The sequence below is a fragment of the Desulfoluna spongiiphila genome, assembly GCF_900101345.1.
GTDB lineage: Bacteria > Desulfobacterota > Desulfobacteria > Desulfobacterales > Desulfolunaceae > Desulfoluna > Desulfoluna spongiiphila.
On record NZ_FMUX01000012.1, the window covers coordinates 138,914 to 151,520 of the forward strand.

Annotated in this window: 12 protein-coding genes; 8 read left to right on the forward strand and 4 right to left on the reverse strand. The window is 58.6% G+C overall.

The features are described 5' to 3' along the window. The first annotated feature begins 2 nt into the window (after positions 1 to 2). The 6 genes from BLQ12_RS16460 (at position 3) to BLQ12_RS16485 (ending at position 5,535) form a co-directional block, all read left to right on the forward strand. Positions 3 to 1,286 (forward strand): TRAP transporter large permease, encoded by a 1,284-nt coding sequence (locus BLQ12_RS16460; protein WP_092212017.1) that lies wholly within the window; start codon positions 3 to 5, stop codon positions 1,284 to 1,286. 116 nt (positions 1,287 to 1,402) lie between these two features. Next, the gene (locus tag BLQ12_RS16465) at positions 1,403 to 1,783 is read left to right on the forward strand and encodes a RidA family protein (protein ID WP_092212019.1); all 381 of its coding nucleotides are present in this window, start codon (positions 1,403 to 1,405) and stop codon (positions 1,781 to 1,783) included. Positions 1,784 to 1,886: 103 nt separating this feature from the next. After that, positions 1,887 to 2,888, forward strand: coding sequence for a D-cysteate sulfo-lyase (cuyA, locus tag BLQ12_RS16470; protein WP_092212021.1), 1,002 nt, complete (start codon positions 1,887 to 1,889; stop codon positions 2,886 to 2,888). Between the two features lie 176 nt (positions 2,889 to 3,064). Further along, positions 3,065 to 3,817 (forward strand): cysteate racemase, encoded by a 753-nt coding sequence (gene cuyB, locus BLQ12_RS16475; RefSeq protein WP_092212023.1) that lies wholly within the window; start codon positions 3,065 to 3,067, stop codon positions 3,815 to 3,817. Between the two features lie 288 nt (positions 3,818 to 4,105). Further along, positions 4,106 to 4,762: a GntR family transcriptional regulator gene (locus BLQ12_RS16480; protein WP_139164006.1), complete on the forward strand. Its 657-nt coding sequence runs from the start codon at positions 4,106 to 4,108 to the stop codon at positions 4,760 to 4,762. Positions 4,763 to 4,911: 149 nt separating this feature from the next. After that, on the forward strand, positions 4,912 to 5,535 hold the full coding sequence (locus BLQ12_RS16485) for a GDSL-type esterase/lipase family protein (protein WP_092212027.1): 624 nt from the start codon (positions 4,912 to 4,914) through the stop codon (positions 5,533 to 5,535). Between the two features lie 112 nt (positions 5,536 to 5,647). Here the strand turns inward: BLQ12_RS16485 and BLQ12_RS16490 are convergent, their stop codons facing one another. After that, positions 5,648 to 6,043 (reverse strand): hypothetical protein, encoded by a 396-nt coding sequence (locus tag BLQ12_RS16490; protein ID WP_092212030.1) that lies wholly within the window; start codon positions 6,041 to 6,043, stop codon positions 5,648 to 5,650. 75 nt (positions 6,044 to 6,118) lie between these two features. Next, positions 6,119 to 8,644 (reverse strand): thiamine pyrophosphate-dependent enzyme, encoded by a 2,526-nt coding sequence (locus tag BLQ12_RS16495; RefSeq protein ID WP_092212032.1) that lies wholly within the window; start codon positions 8,642 to 8,644, stop codon positions 6,119 to 6,121. Between the two features lie 301 nt (positions 8,645 to 8,945). Here BLQ12_RS16495 and BLQ12_RS28385 point away from each other — a divergent pair, with 301 nt between their 5' ends. Together BLQ12_RS28385 and BLQ12_RS28390 are read left to right on the forward strand one after the other, a co-directional pair. Beyond that, complete coding sequence (locus BLQ12_RS28385; RefSeq protein ID WP_092212034.1) at positions 8,946 to 9,320, forward strand: DUF3179 domain-containing (seleno)protein; 375 nt, start codon at positions 8,946 to 8,948, stop codon at positions 9,318 to 9,320. A 12-nt stretch (positions 9,321 to 9,332) separates the two neighbouring features. Further along, positions 9,333 to 9,578 carry a DUF3179 domain-containing (seleno)protein gene (locus tag BLQ12_RS28390; protein WP_367888786.1) on the forward strand — a complete coding sequence of 82 codons (246 nt, stop codon included), beginning with the start codon at positions 9,333 to 9,335 and terminating at the stop codon, positions 9,576 to 9,578. 78 nt (positions 9,579 to 9,656) lie between these two features. Here BLQ12_RS28390 and BLQ12_RS16510 read toward each other — a convergent pair whose 3' ends face one another. Beyond that, the gene (locus BLQ12_RS16510) at positions 9,657 to 11,003 is read right to left on the reverse strand and encodes an alanine/glycine:cation symporter family protein (RefSeq protein WP_092212038.1); all 1,347 of its coding nucleotides are present in this window, start codon (positions 11,001 to 11,003) and stop codon (positions 9,657 to 9,659) included. A gap of 484 nt (positions 11,004 to 11,487) precedes the next feature. Next, a complete protein-coding gene (gene ald / locus BLQ12_RS16515; protein WP_092212040.1) occupies positions 11,488 to 12,600 on the reverse strand; it encodes an alanine dehydrogenase in 1,113 nt (370 codons plus the stop codon). Between the last annotated feature and the right edge of the window lie 7 nt (positions 12,601 to 12,607).

Here is a 12,607-nt window from a genome sequence, read left to right on the forward strand (position 1 = left end):
ACATGTCGGCTGCAGGTATTCTGTTCATTTCTTTCGCAGCTCTGCTTTTTATGGGAGCGCCCATCATGGTGTCACTCGGCGTGGCAGCCATGGCGGCTTTCTTTACGGTGGGTCAGGACCTTTCCACCCTCGTACAGGTCGCATTTTCTTCGGTCAACCAGTTTCCCATTATGGCCCTTCCGGCCTTTGTGCTCTCCGGAGCGCTGATGGAGAGTGCGGGCATCTCACGTCGCCTTGTGAAGGTGGCTGAGTCCATGGTCGGGTCCCTTGACAGTGGCCTTGCCATTTCCACCACCCTGGCCTGTATCTTTTTCGGCGCGATCTCCGGCTCCGGCCCTGCTACCACAGCGGCTGTGGGCATGCTCATGATCCCGGCCATGATCAAGCGCGGGTACGATCCCGGCTACGCATCGGCTGCAACCGCTGCCTCCGGCGGTGTGGGCATCATCATTCCTCCCAGTATCCCCATGGTTATCTACGGCGTCACCGCCCAGGAATCCATCACCGAGATGTTCATGGCGGGCGTTGTGCCCGGTCTTCTCATCTCCGTGGGCCTGATCGTCGTTCATGTGTTCCGCTGCCGCGGCAAAGGCTACGGCAAAGGCATGCCCAGCCTCTCCGTAAAGCACGTTGGCAAGACCATGAAAGAGGGCTTCTGGTCCATCCTGGCACCTGTGGTTATCCTCGGCGGTATCTACTCCGGTATGTTTACCCCCACCGAGTCCGCCATTGTGGCCATTTTCTACACGCTTTTCGTGGGCATCTTTATCTACAAAGAGCTCACCCTCAAAGGGCTTATGGAGTCCCTTGAGACCACCAGCTGGCTTACGGGCCGCGTGCTTGTCATCATGTTCACCGCCTACGCTTTCGGACGCCTTCTGGTTCAGTACCGAATTCCCGACATGATCGCAGAGCTGCTGCTTTCCGTGACCTCCGATGTCCATGTCATCTGGCTCCTGGTCGTTCTCTTCCTCCTCTTCATGGGGATGTTCATGGAGACCCTGGCCATCATTATGCTGGTAACCCCAGTCCTTCTGCCCATCATGACCGGCCTCGGTGTGGATCCCATCCACTTCGGCATCGTGCTGGTCTGCTGCTGCGGCGTTGGTTTCTCCACACCGCCCCTGGGTGAGAACATGTTCATCGCCTCGGGTATCGGCGGGGTAACCCTTGAAGAGATATCGCTGAAGGCACTCCCTTTCTGTGCCATTACCATCGGTGTGATTCTCATCATGGCTTACTGCCCCTCCATCGTGATGTGGCTGCCCCGTGCCATGGGCTTCTAATCGCCCGGGCCTGTGCTTTGACAACACGCGCCGACTCGGTCGGCGCCTATATATAACGTGCAACCAGACGTGTTCACGGGAAACCCGCTGAACAACGTGAAACATGGAGTGAACCCATGAGCAAAAAAGCAATTCATACGGACAATGCGCCCGCCGCAGTCGGTCCCTATTCCCAGGCAGTGGTTGCCGGTGGACTTCTCTTTACCTCCGGTCAGCTTCCCATCGATCCGGCCACGGGCAAGATGCCCGAAGGGTCCATTGAAGCGCGTGCCCACGCCTCCTTCAAGAACCTTGTCGCCATCGCTGAAGAGGCAGGCACTTCCCTTGCCAAGACCGTAAAGACCACGGTTTACCTGGCAGACATTGCCGACTTCCAGGCTGTTAACGCGGTTTACGCCGAATACTTCCCCGAGCCCTTCCCCGCTCGCAGCGCCTTCCAGGTGGCTGCGCTGCCCCTGGGCGCCGACATCGAAGTAGAAGCGATTATCGCTCTGTAGAAGATGATTTTCGGGCGATGGTGGTGTTCACCTCGCCCGACCCACGGACCTTGCAGATAGATCCGGTAAATATTCATTACTTATTAGTAAGGACTTAACGAAAATGAATTTCACTAAATTTCCCCGTCGTGGTTACCTCCAGGGTCAGACTCCCATTGAGCCCATGAAAAACCTCAGCAAAGCCCTCGGCGGCAAAGTGAACCTTTTCATCAAGCGTGACGACCTGCTTCCCGGTGCTTCCGGCGGCAACAAAACCCGTAAGCTTGACTTCTGCATTGCCGACGCCATCGAGAAGGGCGCTGACACCATCATTACCTGTGGTGCCATCCAGTCCAACCACTGCCGTCTGACCGCTTCCTGGGCTGCCAAAGAAGGCCTTGAGTGCCACCTCGTTCTCGAAGAGCGCGTCAAAGGCTCTTACAAAGAGGACGGCAGCGGCAACAACTTCCTCTTTGAACTCCTCGGTGTAAAAACCAAGCGTGTTGTTGAGGGCGGTTCCAACATGATGGCTGAGATGGAGAAAACCGCAGCAGAGCTCAAAGCTGCCGGTAAAAAACCCTACATCGTTCCCGGCGGAGCCTCTAACCCCATTGGCGCCCTGGGTTATGCCGCATGTGCCGAAGAGATGATGGACCAGCTCAACACCATGGGTCTTTCCATTGACCATGTGGTTGTTCCTTCCGGTTCTGCCGGTACCCACGCTGGCATGGTCGTCGGTATGGTTGGCACCAACGCTGGCATTCCCGTTCACGGCATCGACGTATCCAAGCCTGCAGCCGATCAGGAGCCTGGTGTTTACAAGCTGGCCCAGGACACTGCTGAGCTGCTCGGCATCAAAGGCGGCATTGAGCGTGACGCCGTTAAGTGCTACGGCGAGTACGTTGGTCCCGGATACTCTCTGCCCTCTGATGACATGGTTGAAGCGGTTAAGCTCTTCGCAGCCGAGGAAGCAATCCTCCTCGACCCCGTTTACACCGGTAAAGTTGCAGCGGGCCTTATCGGTCTCGTACGCAAAGGCGCTTTCCCCGAAGGTGCCAACGTGCTGTTCCTGCACACCGGCGGTTCTCCCGCTCTCTACGCATACCTCGACACCTTCCGTGCGTAGTTTTTTAAGGTGAGCACTGCACGTTGATGCTCAGTGTGCAGCCTGTGCTTTTCCTGCCGGGGCGGCTTTAGGCCGTCCCGGCATTTCGTTTATGGGGCTTTGACAACTGCGGGACGTCAAATGCACTGTGATGCCGGGTGGTTGGGTGTGTCCTCATCCGGTCTTTGGGAGGCAATATGGAAAATACGTGTCAGCATTCCGGAGCGGAGAAGATTCCGGGAATTTTGGGCGGCATGGGGCCGGAAGCGACGGTGGACCTTATGAAGCGCATCATTGCGCTCACCCCGGCTGCCGATGATATCGACCACCTGCGATGTATTGTGGACAACAACCCCAAGGTGCCTTCGCGCATGAAGGCCATCATCGACGGGGACGGAGAAGATCCCGGTCCCTGCATGGCCGACATGGGCAAACGCCTTGAGGCCTGGGGGGCTGATTTTTTGGTGATCCCCTGCAACACGGCCCACCATTACTATTACAACGTGGCCGACGCCGTGTCGATTCCCGTGGTCCACCTCGTGGACCTGGTGGTGGAGACGGTGGTGTCTGCAAACCCCGGTATCAGGAAGGCTGGTGTGCTTGCCTCCACGGCCGTGTTGATGACCAAGCTGTATGAAACCCGCTTTGCAGCCCGCGGGGTTGACGTGGTGTACCCGGATGCGCCGGTGCAGGATCAGCTCCTGGGTGTGATTCGGCGAGTCAAGGCCGGTGAGACCGGTGAGAAAGTCCGTCAGGATTTCTCGGACATCTGTGCCCATCTTGCCGCCAAAGGCGCTGAAGTCGGTATTCTCGGATGCACGGAACTCGGCATTATCGGCGGGGGTGAATTGCCCATCCGCAGCGTGGATGCAGCCGATGTTCTGGCCCGTGAGATTGTGGCGGTTGCCCGGGAAGGGAAAATGCCCCATACCGAGCTATCCGCACCTTGACAAAGAGTGCTGTACGAAATAAACAAGGGTGTGTTAAAAAGGTGAGTTTGACGCGATTTATCTTCCCGGCGCCCCCTTTTTCCGCACCCTGACTGTTCGTTCGGCCATGATGTTCCGGGCAACCCCTCCCGGCGTTGCCCGTTTATAAAGGCTGGATTTATTTTCGAGCCCCTTATGTTGTTTCAGACAAGGGACATGACGCGAGCTCAGATGTGCACCGTGCGCCGGGCAATGTCGCTTTTTTTAAACGTCCCGTACCGTTGATGACGACAGGCAGGAGACAATACTTTGGACAACAATGTATCTTCGATGAAGTCCCTTGTGGCTTATGAAAAGATTCGTGATATGATTCTTACGGGTGTGAAGTTGCCCGGCACCCGGCTCGTGCTGTCGGACCTTGAAACAGAACTGGGCATCGGCAGGGGCCCCATCAGGGAAGCCTTGATGCGCCTTGACCGTTCCGGCCTGGTGAAGAATATCCCGTACAAGGGGGCCGTTGTGGCCAGCCCTCCTTCACGCAAGGAGATCTCCATTATTTTTGATATCCGCGTGGACCTGGAATCCCAGCTCGCCGTGGAGGCCATGCACAACATCACCCCCGATAAGATCGCCGTACTCGAAGAACTTCACGGCCGCATGGCCAGTGTGGACGCCGATTTTTATGCCCTGGATCGCGAGTTTCACAAGACCATTTACGAGGCGTCCAATCTTCCCCATCTCTGCTCCATCGTGTACAAACTGATTGAGTCCGTGGAGACTTTTCTTAATTTGTATCGCCAGGAGATCACCGACTGCCATAAGTTCTCCTTTGAGCACGGTCAGATCCTGGCCGCCATCAAGTCCAAAGATGAGGCCCAGGTCCGTGCCGTGTTGCAGAACAACATCCGGAGCGGGCTGGAAGTGGTAGAACGCTCCTTTTCCCGATTGATCCGAAAACCGGTGTAAAGGGCGTCTTTGACGCGCGTCTGAACACCGTGGGCGGCTGCCGCTCCTGACCGTAGCGCTTGGGAGATGGCGGCATCGCGCGGATCAATCCTATTTTTCCTTGTTTTTATGCTGAGGACCCTTTTCGGGGCACCTTGACCGGGACGGCCATGAACAAACGCATCATCTTTGGTGTCATCGTTTTGTGTCTTGCCGTCGCTGTCTGGTCCTTCCTCGGCCCGGGCAGGCAACGTTCCATCCGAAATGCCCCTCCGGCCAATCCCACCATCGTCGCATTCGGCGACAGCCTTACCTCCGGTGTCGGCGCCGGGCAAGGTGGCTCTTACCCCTCCCAGCTATCGGCCCGTATCGGTCGGAAGATCATCAATTTAGGTGTCCCCGGTGAGACGACCCAAAGCGCCATGGCCAGGCTCGATGATGTGCTGGGGTACAACCCCGGTATCGTCCTGATTACGCTGGGGGGCAACGATTTGAAAAACGGGGTGGGCAGGCAGGTGGCCTTTCAGAATTTGTCTTTTATTATCGGAGTCTTTCAGCAGGAGGGGGCCATGGTGATTCTGGGGGGCATCGACATTCCTTTCTGGGGGCGTGACTTTGGTACGGGGTACCGGGAGACAGCAGACGCGATGGGGGTGGTGCTCGTGCCCGATATCTACGACGGCATCCTGGGCAAGCCCGGCCTCATGAGCGACAGAATCCATCCCAACGACAAAGGGTACGGCATCATGGCAGGCCACTTTTTCAAGGCCCTTAAACCCTATCTCGCTCCGTAACGTTTTTTCCTTGTGCGCTTCCCCCTTCTGATCCACCATCCCCTTAGCCCTTAGCCCTTAGCCCTTAGCCCTTAGCCCTTAGCCCTTAGCCCTTAGCCCTTAGCCCTTAAGTCTATGACCCTTTGGACCTCCGCTTTTTCCCCCATGTCCCCTTGACCCTTTCCCCCTTTGCCTTTTCTACCTGCTCCTCCAGGGGGACGGTGCGGATCTGCCTTTTTGCGATGTCGTAGCCTTCCTGGGTCAGGTAGGAGGCATACCCCATGGTGTCATGGTCGGTGATCCCTAAAGTCGACAGGGTTTTCAAGGCAACGGCCACCGCCCCTGTCCCCAGGTGCAGGACCGCGGCCAGATCCCGGTTTTCCACGATTCCCGGAGGGCCGTCCCGGTCCCAGGCTTCGGCCAGGTGCCCCAGGATCTCCCACTGCACCACACGGCCTTCATCTTCCAGCATGCCTTCCAGTTTTTCAATCCTTGCCGCCAGCTCGTCGTATGTCGGTTTTTTATCCATGTTCAGATTTTACCATATTCCGGTCCTGGGGAGTCGGCTTTCCATCTTTGTTTGCGGGGCAGGCCGCCAGGCCCTTTATCCCAGGATCAGCGCTTCGGCCACATCGGCTACCCGGGAGGGATCCGGGATCATGCTGTGTTCCAGGTTTTTTGCATAGGGGATGGGGCATTCCGGGGCGGCGATGCGGACCGGGCGGGCCTTGAGGTGATGAAACCCTGCCGTGCAGACGCGGCTGATCACCTCGGCGCCGATACCGCCGGTCATGGGGCCCTCTTCCACGGTGATCAGGCGACCGGTGGCGGCAACGGAGCCAAGGAGGGTGCCGGTGTCCATGGGATAGAGGGTGCACAGGTCGATGATTTCTACGTCAAACCCACGTGCTTCAAGGATGCGGGCAGCATCCCGGCACACGGAGATTCCCAGCAGGTGGCTCACCAGGGTGGCGTCCTTTCCTTTGCGGACGATGCGCGCCTTGCCCAGGGGCAGGGTGTACTCCGGGCCGGGCAGGGGGGCGGTGGCGGCGTAGAGGAGCTTGTGTTCAAAAAAGAGCACGGGGTTGTTGGACCGGATGGCTGACTTCAAGAGCCCCTTGGCTGTGTAGGCATCGCTTGGGGCCACGACGATGAGTCCGGGGGTGCCGTGGAAATAGCGCTCCATGGATTGGGAGTGCTGGGCGGCCATGCCGATGCCGCTGCCCACCGGGGTTCGGATGGTCAGGGGCAGGGAGGCCTGTCCGCCGGTCATGTAGCGGAGCTTGGCGGCCTGGTTGACGATGGGGTCCATGCAGCAGGTGAGAAAATCGGCAAAGAGGATCTCGCACACGGGCCTGAGGCCGGCCATGGCCGCCCCCACCGCTCCGCCCACGATGGCGTTTTCGCTGATGGGGGTGTCGATGATCCGGTCGCGGCCCATGGTGTCGAAGAGCCCGTCGGTCACATTGAAATACCCGCCCAGGCTCACATCCTCCCCCCAGAGAAAGACATGTTCATCCCGGTTCATCTCTTCGGCAATGGCCTGGTTGATGGCCTGGGAGCAGGAAAAATCTGTTCCGGCGCTCTCCATGGGGATGGCCCCTTCATGAAGGGACGGATCGTCCGGTGCATAGACCCGTGTGAGGAGTTCTTTCGGTTCAGGGGCAGGGCTTTGTTTTGCAAACTGGACTGCTTTGTCGATTCGGGCCTCGATGTCCCGGGAAAGGGTGCTGAGTTTCCGCTCGGTGGCCAGTCCCTGCTCAAGGAGGCTTTTCCTCAGGCGCCGGACGGGGTCGTCCTGCATGTGGGTGAGTTTTTCCTGGCTGGTGCGGTAGTGTTCGGGGTCTCCCTCCATGTGACCGTGCCAGCGGTAGGTTTTCAGCTCCACGGCCCGGGGACGCCCGTCCCGGCGCATCTGTCCGATGATCTCGCCGACGGCGGTGAAGATGTGTTCGGCATCGTTTCCGTCGAGGCAGAAGGATTCGATGTGGTAGGCCGCGATGCGCCGGTGGATCTCCGGGTCGGCGGAGTGGCGCTCCACATGGGTGAACTCCCCGTAGAGGTTGTTTTCAATGACAATGAGGACGGGAAGGTCAAAGACCTGGATCATGTTGAGGGCTTCGTGGAACATGCCCTGGTTCACCGACCCGTCTCCGGAGAACACCACGGAGATGTCGTCCTTTCCCTGGTATTTCAGGGCATGGGCCGCCCCCATGGCCAGGAGGTAACCGGCCCCCACGATGCCGTTGGCTCCCATGACCCCCACACACGTGTCCGTGACGTGCATGGAGCCCCCCTTGCCCTCGCACAGCCCTTGCTGTTTCCCGTAAAGTTCAGCCATCATGCGGTTCAGATCCGCACCCTTGGCGATGATATGGCCATGCCCCCGGTGGGTGGTGTTGATGAGATCCGTGGGGCGAAGGTTGAGGCACACGCCCGCAGCCACGGCTTCTTGCCCCACGGAGAGGTGAATGGCTTCCGTGGGGATGCTGCCCTGGTGGTATGCCTCCGAAAGATGGTCCTCAAAGGCACGGATGGTGCACATGGTCACGTAAAGGTCCACAAGGCCCGGGGGTTCCGTATGCGCCGGTGGTGCGGTGAGCTTTCGTTTTGTCTCTTCGTGATCCATGGGGAAGGGATGACGGGGGGGCTCCGGTGGCGGAGAGGGCTTTCGGAATGAAAAGAGGGGGCGTTTTCGTCTTTTTTCCGTGGGGGCGGGCCTTGCGAGCAGGTGCCCGTACCCCATGTCCTTTAATACCTCAGGGTACAGGGCAAAGGCCGGTTTCAGGGCAGGAAGGAGCTTCAGGGCCTTTTGAACGGAGCCCTTGGCCACGATTTTGCGGCTGGCAAGGGCCAGGGGGATGTTGAGCTTTTCCATCCAGAAGCGGTGGCTGGTCTCCGAGGAGAGGATCATCAGGACATCCGGCGTGACCTCTGCGTCCCAGAGAATTTGGTGGCCGTCTTTGCCCGCTTGAATCGTCATGCTGGTGTGAAAATCGGTGAATCGGAACTGCACGGCCAGGTTGGCGCTGGTCAGGTCACAAAGGATGGTCGGTGTGCTGAAAATGCGTTCCCACAAAGTGTTGAGAACGGCCTGCAGCTCGTCTTTGGTGTTGAATGGGTGATCCATTCCATGGACCTCCGATGGGGCTGTGAAGCCGGACTATTGGTGGTGCAACCTGCTCTGCTCAGTCTGTAGTGGCGATGAGTTTGTCTCTTCATATCGTCGGATTTCACCCTTGTCAAGACGAAAAGTGAACAATGATTGAGCTGATAACATGCGTTTATGCCTGCGTGTCGTGCCGGGGATCGGGAGGGAACAGTTCCCCCTTAAGGGGGGCGGCGGCTCAGGTGGTCTGTCCTGTGGGGGCATGGTATAATCGGATGACATGGTTTACCAAATGCCCGGCATCGGGCAAAGGGAGACAGTCATGGCTACAAACGGGAAAAAATGGATCCTGGTGCTGGCCCTTCTCCTGTGCAGCGCGTGGGGATGGGCTGCCCCTGTGGAGCGCAACGGGGACCGGGTGTGGATTGTCGATCGCATGGGCGAGCGATGGGAGGTGACGGACGCTGAAAAGCTGGGCTTCGAGCCTGAAAGGTTTCAGTACGGCATCGGCCGCGATGCCATCGTCCCCCTGGATGAGGGTGCCTTTTCAAGGGCCCCCTCCGGCCTGTGGGGTGGGACGCGGGTCATCGGGTTTGGTGCCGAAGATGACGCCCGGGCGGTTTCGGTGGATATCCTGACCCGTCACGAGATCCTCAACACGGCACTGGCCGGGGCATCGGTTGCCGCGGCCTACTGACCGCTGGTAAACCTGTCGGCTGTGTACAGCCGAGACGTGGACGGCGAATCCCTGACACTGGCTCCCTCGGGCTGGACGTACCGGAACACCTTCGTTCTCTATGACAAGGAGAGCGGCAGCCTCTGGTACCCCGAAGAAAAGGGGCTTAAGGCCATCCAGGGGCACCACCTGGGCAAAACGCTCCAGGAAATAGCCCATGAGGACACCTCATGGCACCTGTGGCAACAAGCCCACCCGAAGAGCCTGCTCGCCGATTGAAACGGTGAATGGCCTGAAAACGACAAAACCCGCCCCCTGTCCGGGGGGCGGGTTTTTTTGCCTGAAGGGCCCGGTTGCCTACTTTTTGTAGTGGTTGTCGAAGTAGTCTTTTGTCTCGCTGATGATGATGGGCGTCAGGGCCAGAAGGGCGATGAGGTTGGGGAATGCCATGAGCCCGTTGAAGATATCGGCCAGGGTCCATACCAGGTTGAGCTTCAAGGTGGCGCCGATGCCGACGAAAATCACGAAGACGACCCGGTAGGGCATGATGGCCTTTTCACCGAAGAGGTACTCGATGGATTTTTCGCCGTAATAGCACCAGCCGAGGATGGTGGAGTAGGCAAAGAGGATCAGGCCGATGGTGACGATGAGGCCGCCGCCGGGGAGGGCTCCCTGGAAGGCAAAGGTGGTGAGCTCGGCCCCGTTCTTTCCGCTGGACCAGGTGCCTGTGATGACCAGGACCAGGCCGGTCATGGAGCAGACGATGATGGTGTCGATGAAGGTCTGGGTCATGGAGACCAGGGCCTGGGTGACGGAGTGCTTGGTCTGGGCTGCCGCTGCCGCGATGGGCGCGCTGCCGAGGCCGGATTCGTTGGAGAAGACGCCGCGGGCAACGCCCATGCGTACGGCCAGCATGATGCCTGCGCCGGCGAAGCCGCCGGTGGCTGCCGTGGGGCTGAAGGCCTGCTTGATGATAAGGGTCAGGGCTGCGGGGATTGCGCCGGCGTTCATGATGAGGATGATCAGGGAACCGGCGATGTAGAAGACGATCATGATGGGTACCAGCACACTGGTGACCTTGCCGATGCTCTTGATGCCGCCGATGACCACAAGGCCCACAAAGATCATGAGGATGACGCCGGTGACGCCCACGGGGATGTTGAAGGTGGCGTGTACCGCGTCGGCCACGGAGTTGGACTGGACCATGTTGCCGATGCCGAAGGCTGCAATGGAGGCGAACAGGGCGAAGAGAACCCCCATCCATTTCCACCCGAGGCCGTTGGTGATGTAGTACATGGGGCCGCCGCACATGTTGCCGTTTTCGTCTTTTTCACGGTACTTCACGGCCAGCACGGCCTCGGCGTACTTGGTGGCCATACCCACCAGGCCGGTGACCCACATCCAGAACATGGCGCCGGGCCCCCCCAGGGCGATGGCCGTTGCCACGCCGGCGATGTTACCGGTACCCACGGTGGCGGACAGGGCTGTCATCAACGCCTGGAAGTGGGAGATGTCGCCGTCTCCCTCGTCACCTTCTTCTTTGCGTTTGACAAGGGCGAGGTAGAGGGAGTGAAGAAGGGTGGTGAACTGAATCCCTCGAAGGGAGATGGTCAGCCACAGGCCGGTCCCCACGAGTAGGACGAGAAGGGGGATTCCCCAGATGATACCGTCAATTTTATCCAGTAACGCAATAAAGTTCTCCATAAAATTCCTCCAGTGGTGGTGTGATTTGCCTATATGCACCGGGCGGTGCCTCCCGCCCGGGATATATCGTGCCTTAGTCACAGCTCCTTCACAACCCGCAGAAAGAAAAAGAAGCTATTTGTCCCGGTGGGTCGGGGCGATAACTTCATGTATGAAATAGAGAAAATAAAATATCGGAGCAGGCGAGTGGAGAGAGCGTCATCTTCAGATGAGAAAGATCTGTATGGAAAATATATTCTTAAAGGAAACGGAAGTTAGTAGAGCATGATTTGCATAAATAATCAATATCTGCTTTTAAATATGAGGATATTGGTGGTTCTCACGATGGGAGATCTCCCATCTCCCGGTGAGGAAGGATTGAAAGTGCTGAGGATGTTGGTTCCCCTGGGAGCGCATACCCCCGGGACGGAGGGGCAGGGGGCACCGAAATCCCACAGGGCCCCCAAGGGCCCTGCGGGCAGGTCGAAAGACACCCTTCTTTTTTTTAAAGGAGGGTATCGGCCGGGGTGTACTCCAGGCCGAAGGCGTCGGAGACCCCTTTGTATGTAATCTTTCCTTGGGCCATGTTCAGTCCCAGCTTAATGCCCTCGTTCTCCTTGCATGCCCTTTTCCACCCCTTGTTTGCGATCTCTACGGCGTAGGGGAGGGTGGCGTTGGTCAGTGCGATGGTGCTTGTGATGGGTACGGCACCGGGCATGTTGGCCACGCAATAGTGGATGATGCCGTCCACCTCGTAGATGGGGTTGCCGTGGGTGGTGGGTTTGGAGGTCTCAAAGCAGCCGCCCTGGTCGATGGCCACGTCCACGATGACGGCTCCGGGTTTCATGGTGCCGAGCATCTCACGGGTGATGAGTTTGGGCGCCTTGGCCCCTGGAATAAGAACAGCCCCCACCACCACGTCCGCCTCCCGGATCAACTCCCGCACCGTGGACGGAGAGCTCATCATGGGAAAGCAGTTCTTGGGCATCACCTCGCCAAGGTGGCGAAGGCGGTCCAGGTTCATGTCCAGCAGGTAGACCTTTGCCCCCAGCCCGCAGGCCATCTGGGCCGCGTTGGTGCCCACGATGCCACCGCCGATGACCACCACCGTGGCCGGTGGCACGCCCGTTACCCCGCCCAGGAGAATGCCCCGTCCTCCGTGGACCCGTTCCAGGTACTTGGCGGCTTCCTGGACGGACATGCGTCCGGCCACCTCGCTCATGGGGGTGAGAAGGGGCAGGCTTCCGGAGGTGTCTTCAATGGTCTCGTAGGCGATGGCCACGGAGTCGGTTTTCAGGAAGTCGCGGGTGAGTCCCTCGTCGGCTGCAAAGTGCATGTAGGTGAAGACGATCTGGTCTTTTTTCACCATGGCGTACTCAGACGGCTGGGGCTCTTTGACGTGCATAACCATGTCGGATCGCTCGAACACCTCGGCGGGGGTGGCGACGATTTCCGCCCCGGCATCCACGTACATGGCATCGGAGAAGCCGCTTCCGACGCCTGCGGTCTGTTCCACGAGCAGGGTGTGCCCGTTGGCGGTCATTACTTCAACCCCGGAAGGGGTCATGGAGACACGATTTTCCTCTGATTTTATCTCTTTCAGGATACCTACGATCATTGAAACC